This is a genomic window from Janthinobacterium paucivorans (assembly GCF_051380805.1).
In the GTDB taxonomy this organism is placed as follows: Bacteria; Pseudomonadota; Gammaproteobacteria; order Burkholderiales; family Burkholderiaceae_D; genus Janthinobacterium; species Janthinobacterium lividum_D.
In genome coordinates this window covers 26,130-43,185 of record NZ_JBNYXR010000009.1, presented here as the reverse complement: position 1 = coordinate 43,185, position 17,056 = coordinate 26,130, and the positions used below count along the sequence as shown (strand labels likewise).

Genomic DNA, 17,056 nt, shown 5'->3' with positions numbered 1-17,056 from the left:
TGCCGCCAGCAGATAATCGGAGCAGCACAAATGCAAACTGCCCGCTATACAGCGGGCAGTATTGACGAAAACTTGCTACGGGCTTGCTATTGACCCAAGCAGTCCAGTAATCAGGGCAGCGCCACGCTGCCTTTCGGCTTCTGCGTTTTCACCACCTGCATCGCCGTGGCGATCAAACCACTGATATCGCCCAGATTGGCCGGCACGATAATCGAGTTATTGGTTTTCGCCAATTGCGCAAACGCGCCCACATACTGCTCGGCTACTTTCAGGTTGACGGCGTCCTCGCCGCCCGGCTCACGAATGGCGGCAGCCACCTGGCGCAGCGCCTCGGCACTGGCTTGGGCCAGCGCAACGATGGCGGTGGCCTGGCCTTCGGCGCGGTTGATCGATGCCTGCTTCTCGCCTTCCGAGCGGGCAATGTTCGCTTCGCGCTCACCGCTGGCAATATTGATCTGCTCCTGCTTGCGTCCTTCAGAGGCGGCAATCAATGCGCGCTTTTCGCGCTCGGCTGTAATCTGCGCTTGCATCGCATGCAAAATTTCCTTGGGCGGTGTCAAATCCTTGATTTCATATCGCAATACCTTGACACCCCAATTCGCCGCCGATTCATCGATGGCATTCACGATGGCCGTATTAATATGGTCGCGTTCTTCAAATGTCTTGTCGAGTTCCATTTTACCGATCACCGAACGCAAGGTGGTTTGCGCCAATTGTGTAATGGCAGCAATATAATTCGACGAGCCATATGAAGCGCGCATGGCGTCGGTAATCTGGAAATACAGAATACCATCGACCTGCAATTGCGTATTGTCACGCGTAATGCACACCTGCGGCGGCACGTCGAGTGGAATTTCCTTGAGCACATGTTTGTAGGCGATGCGATCAACAAAAGGCACGACGATATTCAGGCCAGGCCCTAATACCGCATGGAACTTGCCCAGGCGCTCGACCACCCAGGCATGCTGCTGCGGCACCACATTGACCGTCTTGAAGACAAATACCAATGCCAGCAATAACAAGACCAGCGACATGCTTCCGATGCTTACTTCCATAATCTACTCTCCAGGTTATCCAACAATCAAACGGCTGCCACGCACGGCACGTATGGTGTAATGACCGGCCTGCGCATCGCTGCCTGCAATCAACTCCACATCCCACAAAGCGCCGCGATACATCACGCGCGCCGCGCCATCGACCCAGTGCGCGACCGCCACGCTTTGGCCGATATCCATATTCACATTCGGATCCTGTGCAGCATCGCGCCGCGCCGCCCTGCCAAAACGGCTGCGCCGCAATAACAGCGTGGCCGCCACGCCGACTATGGCCGCTGTCACGGCCTGCCAGAAACCATTGCCGCCTGCCAGCGCCACCAGCCCTCCAGCGGCGATACCGATGGCGATCATCAGCAAATAAAACGTGCCTGTAAATAGTTCCAGGATCAATACCATGCCAGCTGCCACGAACCAGCCTACCCATTCAGCCATGATGCCTCCACCCTTATATCTCCGAAAATAAAAAAACCCCGCAGCCTATATAAGCGACGGGGTTTAATGCACAGTACTGCCTGATATTTTTCTTGCCAAACACTTATATGCAAACAGTCTAACGCAATTCCTGACGGCGTCAATAGCCGGGACAGCAGCAGGGGCGCGGGCCCGGCATTTACTCTTCCAGCAGGCTGCGCAACATCCACGCCGTCTTTTCATGCAAATCGAGGCGCTGCGTGATCAAATCGGCCGTCGGCTGGTCATTGGCTTTTTCCAGCAGCGGGAACAGCCGGCGCGCCGTGCGCGCGGTCGCTTCCTGCGCCGCCACCAAGTGGCTGACCATGTCGAGTGCCGGCGGTACGCCCTCGATTTCCTTGATCGAGGCGAGCTTGACGAACTCCTTGTAGGTGCCCGGTGCCGGATAGCCAAGCGCGCGGATACGCTCGGCGATCAGGTCCAGCGCGCCCCACTGCTCCGTATATTGGGCCATGAACATCTGGTGCAGGGTGTTGAACATCGGCCCCTTGACGTTCCAATGAAAATTATGCGTCATCAGGTACAAGGTATAGCTGTCGGCCAGCAGGCCGGACAGTCCTTCCGCGATCTTCGCGCGATCCACCTCGGAAATACCGATGTCGATCTTTGTAGTCTTGCTTGGTTTTTTGCTTGCCATATGAACTCCGGTCTATGTGTTGGTGAAATCATTTTAGCTGATCTTGCGCCACCCCATCAATCTGGCGCGTGCAGCGCCCAGCATCAGCTCGAGATCTATGCGCGAGGCGTAAAAAAACCCGCTGCCAGGTGAGCGGCAGCGGGTTTTCAGAAGGCGAAAAGATGCTTATGCTTTCAGCGCAGCGAGCTTTTGCCAGGTATCGATCACCGAGTCCGGATTGAGCGACATCGATTCGATGCCCTGCTCCATCAACCAGACGGCGAAGTCAGGGTGGTCCGAAGGACCCTGGCCGCAGATGCCGATGTATTTGCCACGCGCCAGGCAAGCCTTGATGGCCATCGACAGCAGGGCTTTCACGGCTGGATCGCGCTCGTCGAAGTCGGCCGCCAGCAATTCCATGCCGGAATCGCGGTCCAGGCCCAGGGTGAGCTGGGTCAAGTCGTTCGAGCCGATCGAGAAACCATCGAAATGATCAAGGAACTGATCGGCCAGGATGGCGTTCGACGGCACTTCGCACATCATGATGACGCGCAAGTCGTTCTCGCCGCGCTTCAGGCCATTTTTCGCCAGCAGGTCGATGACTTTCTCCGCCTGCCCCAGGGTGCGCACGAATGGCACCATGATTTCAACGTTCGTCAGGCCCATGTCGTTGCGCACGCGCTTCATCGCTTCGCATTCCATGTTGAACGCTTCAGAGAAGTCGGCCGACAGGTAGCGTGCCGCGCCGCGGAAGCCCAGCATCGGGTTTTCCTCGTCCGGCTCGTAGCGCGAACCGCCGATCAGCTTCTTGTACTCGTTCGACTTGAAGTCGGACAGGCGCACGATGACTTTTTTCGGCCAGAATGCGGCAGCAATGGTAGCGATGCCTTCGGCCAGCTTGTCGATATAGAACGCTTTCGGCGAAGCGTGGCCACGCGCCACCGATTCTACGGCCTTCTTCAAGTCGGCATCGATGTTCGGGTATTCCAGGATCGCGCGCGGGTGCACACCAATATTGTTATTGATGATGAATTCCAGACGCGCCAGGCCCACGCCCGCATTTGGCACCGACTGGAAGTCGAAGGCCAGTTGAGGATTGCCCACGTTAAGCATGATCTTGGTGTCGAGCTTAGGCAATTCGCCGCGCGACACTTCCGACACTTCCGTTTCCAGCAAGCCATCATAGATCTTGCCTTCGTCGCCTTCGGAGCACACCACGGTGACAAAGGTGCCGTCTTTCAGCACGTCGGTGGCGTTGCCGCAGCCAACGACAGCAGGCACGCCCAGTTCACGCGCGATAATTGCTGCGTGACAAGTACGACCGCCACGGTTGGTAACGATGGCCGAGGCACGCTTCATGACCGGTTCCCAGTTCGGGTCCGTCATGTCGGCAACGAGTACGTCGCCTGGCTGCACGCGCTCCATGTCGGCCGGGTCGTGAATCACGCGCACGGGGCCGGCGCCGATCTTCTGGCCGATGGCGCGCCCCGAAGTCAGCACCGTGCCGGTGCTCTTCAGCTTGAAGCGTTCCTGCACGTCGGTCGCCTTTTGCTGCGACTTGACGGTTTCAGGACGCGCTTGCAAGATGTACAGCTTGCCGTCGCGGCCATCCTTGCCCCACTCGATGTCCATAGGACGGCCGTAGTGGTTCTCGATGATGACGGCGTACTTTGCCAGCTCTACCACTTCGCTGTCGTTCAGCGAGTAGCGGTTGCGCATTTCGACGGGCACGTCGACGGTTTTCACGGAGCGGCCAGCTTTTGCTTCGTGCGTAAATTCCATTTTCAGCAGTTTCGAGCCGATATTGCGACGGATCACAGGCGACTTGCCTTTTTCCAGCATCGGCTTGTGCACATAGAATTCGTCGGGATTGACGGCGCCCTGCACCACCGTTTCGCCCAGGCCATAGCTGGAAGTGACGAACACCACGTCCTTGAAGCCCGACTCGGTATCGATGGTAAACATCACGCCGGCCGCACCCAAGTCAGAGCGCACCATGCGCTGCACGCCAGCCGACAAAGCCACTTCAGCGTGCGTAAAACCTTTGTGTACACGGTAAGAGATGGCGCGGTCGTTGTACAACGAGGCGAACACCTGTTTCATGGCGTCGAGCACGTTGTCGATGCCGACCACGTTCAGGAAGGTTTCTTGTTGACCGGCAAAAGAGGCGTCCGGCAAGTCTTCCGCCGTCGCCGAGGAACGCACGGCAAACGACATTTCCGTATCGGAATCGGCGACCAGCTTGGCGTAGAACTGGTCGATTTCTGCGGCCAGGCGTGGCTGGAACGGGGTTTCCACGATCCACTGACGGATCTCGGCACCGGCTTGCGCCAGCGAGCGCACATCATCGATGTTCAGGCCTTCGAGGCGCTGGGCGATGCGTTCGGCCAGCGGCAAGCCGCCGTTTGCGCTATACGAGAGGAAATCGCGAAATGCCTGCGCCGTGGTGGCAAAGCCACCGGGCACGCGCACGCCGGCTTCTGCCAGCTGGCTGATCATTTCGCCCAGGGAGGCGTTCTTGCCGCCGACAGATTCGACATCCGTCATGCGCAAATGCTCGAACGCGGCGACATACACCGCGTCCTTGTCTTCCTGCTGTTGCGATACTGCGTTGGTCATAATGACACCCTTACTGATGATAGAAATCTTTACGCGCGGCGCACTGACAGTGTTCTTGTTATTCTTGGCGTCGTGCAGCACAATCATACCGTTCCAACCATTTTACCTTGTGCGGCGCAAATTGACGACGCACAATCTTGATCCGAAAACCCATGACACAAGATCCACGCCCCCCTCTGCCCTCCGCGGCCCGCACCGTCTTCTTCGTTTCCGACGGCACCGGCATCACCGCCGAGACCTTCGGCCACTCGGTGCTGACGCAGTTCGATCTGCGCTTCCGCCAGATCCGCCTGCCCTTCATCGATACCATGGACAAGGCCTACGAGGCGGCGCGCAAGATCAACGAAGCCTTCGCCGCCGACGGTCAGCGGCCGATCATTTTCTCCACCCTCGTGAAGAACGACCTATCGGCCGTGATCCGCAAGTCCAGCGGCATGCATATGGACCTGATCCAGACCTTTGTCGCACCGCTGGAGCAGGAACTGGGCGTGATGTCGACCCACACCATCGGGCGCTCGCACAATATCGTCGACAGCGAGGAGTACAAGAACCGCATCGAAGCGATCAACTATTCATTGGCGCACGACGACGGCCAGTCGCATAAAAACCTGTCCTCGGCCGATGTCATTCTGGTGGGTGTTTCACGCTCTGGCAAGACCCCGACCAGCTTGTACCTGGCCATGCAATACGGCATCAAGGCGGCCAATTATCCGCTGATTCCCGACGATTTCGAACGCGACAAACTACCTTCCGCGCTACTGGAGTTTAAGAATAAAATTTTTGGATTAAGCATTACGCCCGAACGTTTGTCGGAAATACGCAACGAAAGACGCGCAGGAAGCAAGTATGCGGCCATAGAAAATTGCCGTTACGAAGTCAACGAGGCGGAAAAAATGATGAAACGCGAAGGCATCCGCTGGCTCTCATCGACCACCAAATCGATCGAAGAGATCTCCACGACGATCCTGCAAGAGATCAAGCCGAACCGCCGCGAGTACTAGAACGCTTGAGCAAACCTGCTGCGCGTCGGTATCGGCGGCTTGCGTCGGTTTGTCAGCTGTTCGTTTCTGTTGAAAGCAGCGTCAGCGCCATCACCAACTGGTCCAGTTCAGCGGTGGTGGTAGTGACGGCCACCGTGGCGCGCACGATGTCGATGCCATGTTCGCGCGCCAGCGCCATCAAGGCGGGCAGCGGCAACTGCTGCCCATTGGCTGGCGTTACCTGCGACAACAGCAGCAGTTTAGGCCCGATGGCCTGCTGCATCGCCGCAGCATAGCGGGCGACGATCTCGTCGTCGCTGATCGGCAAGCTCAGACTGACCTCAGTGCTGGTCACACCACGGCGCTACGCCAGCCAGCGCATGGCCGTGCGCGTAGCCGGATAATCGAGATGACTCCACAACACGGTGTCACCGGCCTGCAAGCCCCGATACTGCGTGATCAGCACCTGCATGGATCAGCGCGGCCAGGCGCTGACGCAGCATGCACGGGCGCCGCCATGGCGCCGAAGTAGCCGTGCTCCAGATTGACGATGGCATCGGGCGGCGCAGGATACAGCGCGGCGACCTGGCGCCACCGGGCCGCGTCAGTGACAGCCGCATCGTCGGCACGCGAGAGGGAAAGCGGAAGGTCAAGCATGGCGGGCCTCAGCGTAAAGTGTCAGCTCTGGCTCTGGCGCACCTGTTCAAAGAAGCACACGGCGGCGCAAGCGGCCACATTCAGCGATTCGATCTGGCCCAGGTGGGGAATGACCACCTGCTGCGTGGCCATCGACAGCAGGTCGTCTGCCACGCCCTGCCCTTCATGGCCAAACAGCCAGGCGACGGGCTGGCGCAGGTCAACGTCATACAGACGCTGCGTGGCGTAGCCGCTGGTGGCCAGGGTACTTACCTTGGCGCCCGCAACCAGCGCCGCCAGGTCGACGTTCTCGAAGATGTCGAGCACAAAGTGTGCGCCCATGGCAGCGCGCAACACCTTCGGCGACCAGCAGAAGGCCGTGCCGGCGCTGCAATACACTTGCGTGATACCGGCAGCGGCGGCGCTGCGCAGGATCGAGCCCACGTTGCCCGGGTCTTGCAAATTATCGAGCAGCACCGCTGACACGCTCAGCGGCGCGCCGACAGCGCGTTCCGGCGTCTCGATCAGGAACATCACACCCACGCCGTGCTCGACCTGGCTCACCGCCTTGTACAGCGCGTCGGGCAAACCCAGTACATGCGCGCGCTGGCTTTCCAGCTGGCCAACGATGTCCGCCACTTCCGGGTTCTGCAAGGCGCTTTCGCTGACGATGCACTGCTCCGGCATGCCGCGCAGCTGCAGGTAGGACTGGCACAGATGTACGCCATCGAGCAGGGTGCGGCCCGACTTGCGGCGCGCCTGTGAACTGCCCGCCAGCTTCAGCAAATCCTTGTATTGCGCATTGTCGCGCGAGCTAATCGTCTTCATGCCGACACCTCCTGCGCGCCGAACAGCGCAATCACATTACGCACAGGGGCGAACGAGCGGCGGTGCACGGGCGAAGCGCCATGCAGATGCAAGCGCTCCAGATGCAGCTTGGTGCCGTAACCCTTGTGCTGGTCGAAGCAATACTCGGGATAGGCTGCATGCAAGTGCACCAGGGCCGCATCGCGCGCCGTCTTGGCCAGGATCGAGGCGGCAGAAATCGCATCGACCTTGTCGTCGCCGCCGATGATGGCCATGCCGCGGATTGGCATCACGGGGCAGCGATTGCCGTCGATCAGGGCCAGGGTCGGCACGATACTCAAGGCCTCGACGGCGCGGCGCATGGCCAGCATCGACGCCTGCAAAATGTTCAGGCGGTCGATCTCCTCTTCCGACGCTTCGGCGATGGCCCAGGCCAGGGCCTTGGCCTTGATCTGCGGCGCCAGCAGGTCGCGCTTGGCCTCGCTCAGTTTTTTCGAGTCGCGCAAGCCATCGATCGGCTGCTGCGGATCGAGGATCACGGCGGCAGCGAACACGGGACCGGCCAGCGGGCCGCGCCCTGCCTCGTCGACACCGCAGATGATTTCATCGAGCGAGAATGGCAAGTCGTCAAACAGGCCAGGATAGATATTTTTCACGTTGAATCTTTGGTTGGTAATGCGGTTGAAGCGGTGCTCGCGATTTATTTGCCGCTGGCGGCGATGACTTGCATGACGGCGTTGGCGCTGTCGCGCGCGCTGTCGCGCAGCAAGCTGTGATGCATGTCCGTGAAGCGCTGCGCCAGGCGCAGACGGCCGGGCACGTCGCTCAGTTGCTGCCACATGGCGTCGGCCAAGGCCTCGGGGCTGGCCGCATTTTGCAGCAGTTCGGGCACCAAACTCTCGCGCGCCAGGATGTTGGGCAAACCAATCCACGGCTGGTAGCCCATGTGGCGCATGATTTCCCATGACGCGCGCATCATTTTGTAGGCGATGACCATGGGCTTCTTGTACAGCGCCACCTCCAGCGAGGCCGTGCCAGAGGCCACCAGCACCGCATCGGCGGCGCAGATGGCCGTGTGCGAGCCGCCATCGGTGAGTAAAATCTCGATGTCCTGCAAGCGAGCTTGCGCAACCAGCTGCAAAAAATACTGGCGCTGCTTCTCGCCAGCCATGGGCGCGACGAAACGCAGCGAGCGGTCGCGCGCCAGCAAGAGCTTGCAAGCGGTCACGAACGCCACCGTATTGTATTTAAGTTCGCCCATGCGGCTGCCCGGCATCAGGGTCACCACATTGGCGTCCTCGGGCAAGCCCAGGGTGCGGCGCGCGGCCGCCTCGTCGGGCTGCAAGGGAATCATTTCGGCCAATGGGTGGCCGACATAGGTGACGGGCACGCCAGCCTTGCGGTAAATCTCTTGCTCGAACGGAAAGATCACCAGCATGTGCGAGACAGCCTTGATGATTTTCTTGATGCGTCCACCGCGCCAGGCCCATATCTGCGGCCCGATGTAGTGCACGGTGGGGATGCCGGCTTCCTTGAGCTGCTGCTCCAGACCCAGGTTAAAGCCCGGATAGTCGGCGCCGATGAAGACGGCAGGACGCTCGGCCAGCAGCTGGTCGCGCAGCGCGTTCTGGATGCCCTTGATCTCGCGGTAGCGGGGAATGATTTCGAACAGGCCGCGCACGGTCAGCTTGTCCAGCGGCCAGTCGGAAACGAAACCCTGCTTGGCCATGTGCTCGCCACCGATGCCGTGGAAGCGCGCGCCGGGCAACTGCGGCACCAGGCCCGACAGCAGCCGGCTGGCCAACAGGTCACCCGACACCTCGCCGGCGACGATGGCGACCGACAGGTCGCTGCAGTGGTCAGCGAACGATGCCACGCGAGGCCACACCGAGGAATTCGCGCATGGCGCGAATATGCTGCGCCGCTGCCGGCGTTGCCATTTCTTCTTCAAACAGCGCTGCCTTGGCTTCTTCCAAGGTCAGGCCGGAACGGTAGATGAGTTTATACGCGGTGCGGATGCCATTGATCTGCTCGCGCGTGAAGCCGCGCCGTTTCAAGCCCTCGATATTGACGCCATGCGCCTGCGCCGGATTGCCGTTCAAGAGGACAAAAGGCGGCACGTCCTGCGTCAGGCTGGTGCTCATGCCGACAAAGGCGTGCGCGCCGATCTTGCAGAACTGGTGCACATTGGCGAATCCGCTCATAATGACCCAGTCGCCGATTTCTACGTGGCCCGCCAATTGGGCATTATTGGAAAAAATCGTGTTGTTGCCCACCAGGCAGTCGTGCGCCAGGTGTACATACGCCGAAATCCAGTTGTCATTGCCCAGACGCGTCACGCCGCCACCCTGTACGGTTCCCGTATTGAAGGTGCAAAATTCGCGGATAGTGTTGCGGTCGCCGATTTCCAGGCGCGTCGCCTCGCCCGCCCATTTCTTATCCTGCGGCTGCGCACCGATGGAAGAAAACTGGAACAGGTGATTGTCGCTGCCGATCGTTGTGTGGCCGTCGATGACGACATGCGGACCGACCTTGGTGCCGGCCGCAATGCGCACGTGCGGACCGATAATGGTGTACGGACCGACCTCGACCGAGCTATCGAGCTCAGCCTTCGGATCAATCACTGCAGTGGAGTGGATGGCCGCCATCACTGACCCGCTGGCTGGCTCGCATCCTGCGCGCTGCGGATAGTGCACATCAACTCCGCTTCCAGCGCCACTTTGCCGTCGACCGAGCCGACTGCCTTGTATTTCCAGATGCCGCGCGAGACGCGCAGGATTTCCACATCCATCTTCAGCTGGTCGCCCGGCTCGACAGGACGCTTGAAGCGCGCATTGTCGATGCCGACAAAGTAGACCACCGAATTTTCATCGGGTTTGACGCCCATCGACAGGAAGGACAACAGGGCCGCCGTTTGCGCCAGCGCTTCGATCATCAGCACGCCGGGCATGACCGGTTTGTGCGGGAAATGGCCCTGGAAGAACTCTTCGTTGACCGTCACGTTCTTGATCGCGGTAATGGATTTGTTCGCTTCCCAGTCCAGCACGCGGTCAACCAGCAGCAGCGGATAGCGGTGCGGCAGCAGCGATTTGATGGCCAGGATATCGAGGGTCTTTTTTTCAGTAGTCATTTTTCGTCTTGCGTGGTCAGTGTTTTAATTGTTTTTTCAAGCGCGCGGATCTTCTCGCGCATGCTTGACAGGTTGCGCACGATGGCGGCACTCTTTTCCCAGTCAGCATTCTTGGCCAGCGGGTAGAAACCCGTGTACTGGCCCGGTTCCGCGATCGAGCGCGAGACCATGCTGCCCGAGCCGACGTGGACGCGGTCGGCGATCGTTAAATGGCCCAGCACCATGGCGGCGCCGCCAAAGGTGCAGTACTTGCCGATGATGGCGCTGCCGGCTACGCCGACGCAGCCGGCCATGGCCGTATGCGCGCCGATGTGGCAGTTGTGGCCGATCTGGATCTGGTTGTCGAGCTTGACGCCATCTTCGATGATGGTGTCGGCCAGGGCGCCACGGTCGATGGTGGTGTTGGCGCCGATATCGACATCATCACCGATCACCACCCTGCCCGTCTGCGGAATCTTGATATACACGCCGCCTTCGTTGGCGAAACCGAAGCCGTCGGTGCCGATCACGGCACCCGAGTGGATGATGCCGCGCTGGCCGATCACGCAGCGCGCATGGAACGTCACGTTGGCGAACAACTGGGTACCGGCGCCGATGATGGCGTCGCGCCCCACCACGCAGCCGGGACCGATGACGCAGTCGGCACCGATCACGGCGCCCGCTTCGATCACAGCGTGCACGCCGACTGAGGCGCTGGCATCGACCTGCGCGCTGGCGTCGACAAAGGCGCTCGGATGGATGCCGGGCGCGGCCTTGATTTCATGCAGGGCGGCGAAATACTGCGCCGCGCGCGCGAAATAGACATAGGGATTCGGTGTGATGATGCGCGCACCGGCGTACTCGGCGCCGATCAGCGCGTCGTCGGCAGGCGTGACGATCAACGCAGCAGCGCCGCTGCTTGCGGCCTGCGCGCGAAATTTACTATTGCTCAGAAAGCTGATGTGCGAAGCGCCAGCGTCGGCCAGCGGTGCGATCCCTGTCACTTCCAGGTTGGCATCGCCCGCCAATTGACCACCGAAGCGTTCGACCAAGTCTCCTAGTCGAGTGCCCATCGATATACCCTTATAAAAACGCCTGACGATGCCTGCTGCGCGGCGCGATTTGCGGCCTCCGATGCTCACTGCGCTTTAGCACAGCTGCGCTTCTCAACCACAACTCCCATCGGCTCGCTACGGCACTATCAGGCTTGAAACCGTTACTGTTACTTGTCCAGCGCCTTCAAGACCTTGTCGGTAATGTCGATGCGCGGGCTGGCCCACAGAGCTTCCTGCAGCACGATGTCATATCCTTCGATATGCGCCATCTGCTGGATGATGGCGTTGGCTTTTTCAGCGATAGCGCTGCGCTCTTCATTGCTGCGCTGGCTCAAGTCTTCGCGAAATTCGCGCTGGCGACGTTGCAGTTCCTTGTCCAGCTCAAAAAACTCGCGCTGGCGCTTGGCGCGCTCGGCCTCGCTCAGGGTGGGCATGTCCTTTTCCAGCGCTTCGTTGGCCACCTTGAAACGACTGCCCAGTTCCTGCACGGCTTTTTCACGCGAGCGGAACTCTTCAGCCAGCTTGGCGCTGGCAGCTTTCGCCAGCCTCGATTCGTTATAAATACGTTCGCTGCTGATCCAGGCGATCTTCGACTCCTGAGCCTGCGCCTGCACCGGCAACAGCGAACTCCAGCACAATGCGATCACGGCAAGGGACTTGGGCAAAGTAGCGGATGCGGTGTTCATGATACTCCATGGTCAAAAGGTAAAAGCTGTCGCCCCGGTTCAGATGGCCGGTTAGAAACCGGTGCCCATCTGGAACTGGAAACGCTCCAGGCGGTCCGTCGGCTTGGCGTTCAGCGGCTTGGCATAGCTCAGCTTGAGCGGGCCCACCGGTGAAATCCAGCTGATGCCCAAGCCAGCAGAATAACGCAATTGCGAGATACGCATTTTTTCGCCTTCCTGGTAGACCTGGCCACCGTCAAGGAAACCGAACCAGCGCAAGCTGCGGTCATTGCCCGAACCTGGGAATGGCATCTGCAGTTCGGCGCTACCGATCAGGCGCGAAGCGCCTCCCAGCGCATCGTTGGTGCTCGGTTCGACCGCGCCCAGCGAGGAACTCAGGTAGCCACGCACCGAACCGATGCCGCCGCCGTAGAAGTTCTTGAAGACTGGATACACGTGCTTGCCGATGCCGTGGCCGTAATCGATCTCGCCCTTGAACGCCAGGGTCACTTTGCTGAACAGCGGACGGAAATACTGGTGCTCATAGATGGCACGGAAATACTTCTGGTTACCGATCACGTCAGCTTCCAGGTTGACGCGCTGGTAACGACCGACCGATGGCGTCAGCGCACTATCGCGGCTGTCGCGTTGCCAAGCCGCCGTCAGCGGGATGGCGTTGGTGGTGGCCGAACCGATACCGTCCGACGGGCCGCCATTGTCGATCACGTACTGCTTGAAACGGACCGGGCTGGTGAGATCGGTTTCGATGCGCGAGCGCTCGGCGCCGATGCCAAAGAAGATGGTATCGACTTCCGAGAATGGCACGCCGAAACTGACGCGGCCACCGGTTTGCTTGATCTTGTAGCTGCCGATATTGAGCGCTGGCGGTTCCGTCGTACGCAGGTAAACTTCAAAGCTGCGCGAAATGCCATCGTCCGTAAAATACGGATTGGTTTGCGAAAACGCGATCGTGCGACTGTAATGGCTGGTATTGAGTTCGATGCCGACGGTGTTGCCGCTACCGGCGAAGTTGGCCTGCGAAATCGATGCCGACAGAGTGAACTTCTCCGATTGCGAGAAGGCGCCACCGATCAGGAAGTTACCCGTTGGCTTTTCCACTACCGTCACGTTGACGTCAACCTGGTCGGTCGTGCCCTGCGCTTCTGGCGTGTCGATAGTGACGTCCTTGAAGTAGCCGAGGCGGTCGACGCGATCACGCGACAACTTGATTTTGTTGCTGTCATACCAAGACGATTCGAACTGGCGGAATTCACGGCGAATGACTTCATCGCGCGTGGTGGTGTTGCCGGCGATATTCATGTGGCGCACATACACGCGCTTGCCCGGATCGATGAAGAAAGTAAAACCCACTTCATGCTTTTCACGGTTGATTTCCGGATTGGCATTGACGTTGGCAAAGGCATAGCCGAACGTAGCCAGGCGGTCCTGGATGCGTTTGTTCGTCGCCGTCAGGCGCGCGCCCGAATAGATCTCGCCCTCGCGCATCAGATTGAGGGCCTTCAGCTCTTCTTCGCGGCCGAACATCTCGCCTTCGAACTTGGTGCCGGCGATCTTGTACTTTTCACCTTCGGTGATATTGATCGTCAGGTAAATGTCTTTTTTATCGGGCGTGATCGACACTTGCGTCGAGTCGACCTGCATCTCGATATAGCCGCGGTCGAGGTAATAGGACTTGAGCGACTCGATATCGCCGGTCAGCTTGGTCTTCGAATATTGATCAGCCTTGGTGTACCAGCTGAACCAGCCGCCGGTGTTCAAGGCCAGCTGATCACGCAGCTCCTTGTCGCTGAAAGCCTTGTTGCCAACGATGTTAATTTGCTTGATGCGGGCCACGTCGCCCTCGTCGACGGCGAACACCACATTGACGCGGTTACGCTCGATCGGTGTGACGGTGGTGGTGATCTTCACGCCGTACAGACCATGCGACAAGTACTGGCGCTTGAGTTCCTGTTCCGCGCGGTCGACCGACGCCTTGTCAAAAATCTTGGCTTCGCCGACACCGATTTCCTTCAATGCCTTGACCAGCACGTCTTTCTCAAATTCCTTGGTGCCCGTAAATTCCACGGCAGCGATGGCCGGGCGCTCCTCGACCAGCACCACCAGCACGTCACCATCGACTTCCAGTCGCACATCCTTGAAAAAACCCGTCGCGTACAGCGCTTTGATGGCAGCGACGCTCTTCTCGTCGGAGAACGTTTCGCCGACACGCACGGGCAGGTAACTGAAAACAGTCCCCGCTTCAGTACGCTGGATCCCTTCGACCCGGATGTCCTTGACAGTAAATGGCTGGACGGCCAGCGCATGGCCGGCACAGAAGGCCATGACGGCGGCGCCGATCAGGCTGCGACGAAAGGAAGGCAAGGCAAAACGAGCAGAATGTAATTTCATTGGGGTTATTCAATGGCTAAATCAATGGACAACATACACAAAAGATTGCTTGTGCGACTCACGCAATGGCATCAACCAGCGCCCTAATTAAGTAATCGCAACACGTCATTAAAGACGGCAAGCACCATCAAGGTCAATAGCAAACCCATCCCCAGGCGCTGAGCAATCTCGCCTACGCGCTCCGGCAAGGGGCGTCCGGTCAAAACTTCCAGCGAATAATACAGCAAATGCCCGCCATCCAGAACAGGAATGGGTAGCAAATTCATCACGCCCAGACTAATACTGATGAAGGCAATGAAGCTCAGATAACTTACCAGGCCAATGCGCGCCGTCTGGCCCGCGTAATCGGCGATCGTAATGGGCCCCGTCACATTCTTCAGCGAGACTTGGCCGGTGATCATTTTACCCAGCATTTTCAGGCTCATGACACTGGTATCCCACACTTTGGAGGACGCCTTGAGCACGGCAGAAAACGGTCCGGATGCGACGCTGATCATATCCGGCACCTGCCCCAGTTTTGCCTGGATCTTACCAACTGTTACAGCTCCATTTACCCCCGCGCCAGGCACGGCGTCAGGCGTAATGGGCAAGCTCAGGTCCTGGCCCTGGCGCAAGAGGCGCAATTGCAAAGTACGACCCGGTGCCTCGCTGAGGGTGGCGATGACGAGCGCCACGTCGTGCACGGGCTGCTCGTCGATGGCCAGAATCTGGTCGTTTTTTTGCAGGCCGGCGCGCGCGGCTGCACCGCCAGGCATGATTTCCATCAGCGTGGGGGCGGAACGGGCCAGCGTCAGGCCCAGCTTACCCAGCACGTCGCCTTCCAAGTCCGTTTGCGTCAAAGTGGCCGTCGGCAAGGTCGCTTCTTGCAGGCCACGATCAGGACGACGCACTTCGATGCGCGCAGCCTGCTTGTCGAGGGTGGACTGGATCAGCTCCCAGCGCAACTCGGACCAGCTGGCGACAGCCTTGCCATTGACCGCTTCAACCGTATCGCCGCTGCGCAGGCCAGCAGCATGGGCCGGCGTTTGCTCGGCCACGGGGCCGAGCTTGCTCGACGGCTCCTCGATGCCATGCATGAACAAGCTCGCGTACAGCACGATGGCGACGAGAAAATTGGCCAGCGGCCCGGCAGCGACGATGGCGATGCGACGCCACACGCTCTGGCGTGTGAACTCGCGGCGCAACTCGCTTTCCGGCAAGTCGCTAAGGTCTTGCGTACGGCTGTCGAGCATGCTGACATAGCCACCCAGCGGCAGCGCGGAAATAGCCCATTCGGTCTGGTCCTTGCCAAACTTGCGCGAATACACCACTTTCCCCATGCCGATCGAGAAGCGCAGCACTTTCACGCCGCACCAGCGCGCCACCACGTAGTGGCCCAGCTCGTGCAAGGTAATCAGCGAACCGAGCGCGACGATAAAGGCCAGCAAGGTGGTGATCAACGTCATGCTGCCAGCCTCTGGGCGATATACGCATGCGCGGCCGCGCGGGCCAGGCGGTCCTGCTCCATCACGGCCTCGATGCTGGAGGCGGCGCCATGCGGCACGGTCTCGATCACGTGGGAAATGACGCGGTCGATCTGGCGGAAGCCGATCTGCTCGTCGAGAAAGGCTTGCACAGCCACTTCATTGGCCGCATTGAGCAGGGCCGGTGCCGTGCCGCCGGCGCGCAAGGCGTCGAACGCCAGCGCCAGGCAGGGGAAACGGCGCAAATCGGGACGCTCGAACTGCAAGGTGGCTATTTGCGCCAAATCGAGCTGCGCGACGCCGGAGGCGATGCGCTGTGGATACGCCAGCGCATGGGCGATCGGCGTGCGCATATCCGGGTTGCCCAACTGGGCCAGCACGGAACCGTCAATATACGACACCATCGAATGGATCACACTTTGCGGATGGATCAGCACCTCGATCTGCTCGGCTGGCGCACCGAACAGCCAGTGCGCTTCAATCACTTCCAGGCCCTTGTTCATCATGGTGGCCGAATCGACGGAAATCTTGCGCCCCATGGCCCAGGTCGGATGCTTGCATGCCTGGTCCGGCGTGACCGTATCGAGCGTTTCGACAGCGCGCGTAAGGAAGGGGCCGCCGGAAGCGGTCAGCACGATTTTTGCCACGCCCGCAGCGCCTGGCGCGCGGCCATGCGCATGCGGCAGACATTGGAAGATGGCGTTATGCTCGCTGTCGATGGGCAGCAGCACGGCGCCGTTATCGTGCACGGCATCCATGAACAGCTGGCCGGACATGACCAGCGCTTCTTTATTTGCCAGCAATATTTTCTTGCCCGCACGCGCCGCCGCCAAGGTGGGCGCCAGGCCGGCTGCGCCGACGATGGCCGCCATCACACCCGTCACTTGTGGTGCGCTGGCGATGGCGCACAGCGCCTCGACGCCATAATCGACTTGCGTAGCGACGCCCTGGCCGCGGAGCAGGCGCGTCAGTTCAAGGGCCGCGTCAGCGGTGCCGACGACGGCGCGCTGCGGACGGAACTGCAAGCACTGGGCGGCCAGTTCGGCCACACGGCTGTGCGCGCTCAGCGCATACACGCTGTATTGCTCGGGATGACGCGCGAGCACGTCGAGGGTGGACACGCCGATCGAGCCGGTCGCGCCAAGGATGGTGATGTATTGCATGAGTTTCC

The 17,056-nt window shown here is 59.9% G+C and carries 17 protein-coding genes; 1 reads left to right on the top strand and 16 read right to left on the bottom strand.

All coding sequences use genetic code 11. The features are described from left to right. Positions 1–110: 110 nt before the first annotated feature. The 4 genes from ACQ4V8_RS12705 to ppsA form a co-directional block, all read right to left on the bottom strand. Positions 111–1,055 (bottom strand): SPFH domain-containing protein, encoded by a 945-nt coding sequence (locus tag ACQ4V8_RS12705; RefSeq protein WP_010397662.1) that lies wholly within the window; start codon positions 1,053–1,055, stop codon positions 111–113. 15 nt (positions 1,056–1,070) lie between these two features. Further along, entirely contained in the window at positions 1,071–1,487 is a 417-nt protein-coding gene (locus tag ACQ4V8_RS12700; protein ID WP_010397660.1) for an NfeD family protein, read from the bottom strand. A gap of 178 nt (positions 1,488–1,665) precedes the next feature. Then, positions 1,666–2,163 (bottom strand): Dps family protein, encoded by a 498-nt coding sequence (locus ACQ4V8_RS12695; protein ID WP_010397658.1) that lies wholly within the window; start codon positions 2,161–2,163, stop codon positions 1,666–1,668. A 165-nt stretch (positions 2,164–2,328) separates the two neighbouring features. Then, complete coding sequence (gene ppsA / locus ACQ4V8_RS12690; RefSeq protein WP_010397656.1) at positions 2,329–4,761, bottom strand: phosphoenolpyruvate synthase; 2,433 nt, start codon at positions 4,759–4,761, stop codon at positions 2,329–2,331. 152 nt (positions 4,762–4,913) lie between these two features. Here ppsA and ppsR point away from each other — a divergent pair, with 152 nt between their 5' ends. Then, on the top strand, positions 4,914–5,762 hold the full coding sequence (gene ppsR, locus ACQ4V8_RS12685) for a posphoenolpyruvate synthetase regulatory kinase/phosphorylase PpsR (RefSeq protein ID WP_010397654.1): 849 nt from the start codon (positions 4,914–4,916) through the stop codon (positions 5,760–5,762). Between the two features lie 52 nt (positions 5,763–5,814). On the opposite strand, the gene ACQ4V8_RS12680 is transcribed toward ppsR, so the two are convergent. The 12 genes from ACQ4V8_RS12680 to ispC all read right to left on the bottom strand — a co-directional run bounded on the left by ACQ4V8_RS12680 (position 5,815) and on the right by ispC (position 17,048). Next, positions 5,815–6,096, bottom strand: coding sequence for a hypothetical protein (locus ACQ4V8_RS12680; protein ID WP_010397652.1), 282 nt, complete (start codon positions 6,094–6,096; stop codon positions 5,815–5,817). A gap of 104 nt (positions 6,097–6,200) precedes the next feature. Continuing rightward, positions 6,201–6,398, bottom strand: a complete 198-nt coding sequence (locus tag ACQ4V8_RS12675; RefSeq protein ID WP_436571584.1) for a hypothetical protein — start codon at positions 6,396–6,398, stop codon at positions 6,201–6,203. 21 nt (positions 6,399–6,419) lie between these two features. Further along, entirely contained in the window at positions 6,420–7,205 is a 786-nt protein-coding gene (locus ACQ4V8_RS12670) for a TrmH family RNA methyltransferase (RefSeq protein WP_010397649.1), read from the bottom strand. After that, positions 7,202–7,840 (bottom strand): ribonuclease HII, encoded by a 639-nt coding sequence (rnhB, locus tag ACQ4V8_RS12665; protein ID WP_010397646.1) that lies wholly within the window; start codon positions 7,838–7,840, stop codon positions 7,202–7,204. The genes ACQ4V8_RS12670 and rnhB overlap by 4 nt, the downstream gene beginning before the upstream one ends. A 44-nt stretch (positions 7,841–7,884) precedes the next feature. Then, on the bottom strand, positions 7,885–9,060 hold the full coding sequence (lpxB, locus tag ACQ4V8_RS12660; RefSeq protein ID WP_070346662.1) for a lipid-A-disaccharide synthase: 1,176 nt from the start codon (positions 9,058–9,060) through the stop codon (positions 7,885–7,887). Further along, positions 9,044–9,832 (bottom strand): acyl-ACP--UDP-N-acetylglucosamine O-acyltransferase, encoded by a 789-nt coding sequence (lpxA, locus tag ACQ4V8_RS12655; protein ID WP_010397640.1) that lies wholly within the window; start codon positions 9,830–9,832, stop codon positions 9,044–9,046. The genes lpxB and lpxA overlap by 17 nt, the downstream gene beginning before the upstream one ends. Then, on the bottom strand, positions 9,832–10,314 hold the full coding sequence (gene fabZ, locus ACQ4V8_RS12650) for a 3-hydroxyacyl-ACP dehydratase FabZ (RefSeq protein ID WP_010397639.1): 483 nt from the start codon (positions 10,312–10,314) through the stop codon (positions 9,832–9,834). Before fabZ ends, lpxA begins: the two co-directional genes overlap by 1 nt. Further along, positions 10,311–11,366 carry a UDP-3-O-(3-hydroxymyristoyl)glucosamine N-acyltransferase gene (gene lpxD / locus ACQ4V8_RS12645; RefSeq protein WP_029496364.1) on the bottom strand — a complete coding sequence of 352 codons (1,056 nt, stop codon included), beginning with the start codon at positions 11,364–11,366 and terminating at the stop codon, positions 10,311–10,313. The genes fabZ and lpxD overlap by 4 nt, the downstream gene beginning before the upstream one ends. Before the next feature lie 149 nt (positions 11,367–11,515). Continuing rightward, positions 11,516–12,034 carry an OmpH/Skp family outer membrane protein gene (locus ACQ4V8_RS12640; RefSeq protein ID WP_010397635.1) on the bottom strand — a complete coding sequence of 173 codons (519 nt, stop codon included), beginning with the start codon at positions 12,032–12,034 and terminating at the stop codon, positions 11,516–11,518. 51 nt (positions 12,035–12,085) lie between these two features. Then, complete coding sequence (gene bamA, locus ACQ4V8_RS12635; protein WP_436571583.1) at positions 12,086–14,422, bottom strand: outer membrane protein assembly factor BamA; 2,337 nt, start codon at positions 14,420–14,422, stop codon at positions 12,086–12,088. Positions 14,423–14,505: 83 nt separating this feature from the next. Continuing rightward, positions 14,506–15,867, bottom strand: coding sequence for an RIP metalloprotease RseP (rseP, locus tag ACQ4V8_RS12630; RefSeq protein WP_436571582.1), 1,362 nt, complete (start codon positions 15,865–15,867; stop codon positions 14,506–14,508). Beyond that, positions 15,864–17,048 carry a 1-deoxy-D-xylulose-5-phosphate reductoisomerase gene (gene ispC, locus ACQ4V8_RS12625; RefSeq protein ID WP_070347216.1) on the bottom strand — a complete coding sequence of 395 codons (1,185 nt, stop codon included), beginning with the start codon at positions 17,046–17,048 and terminating at the stop codon, positions 15,864–15,866. Before ispC ends, rseP begins: the two co-directional genes overlap by 4 nt. Between the last annotated feature and the right edge of the window lie 8 nt (positions 17,049–17,056).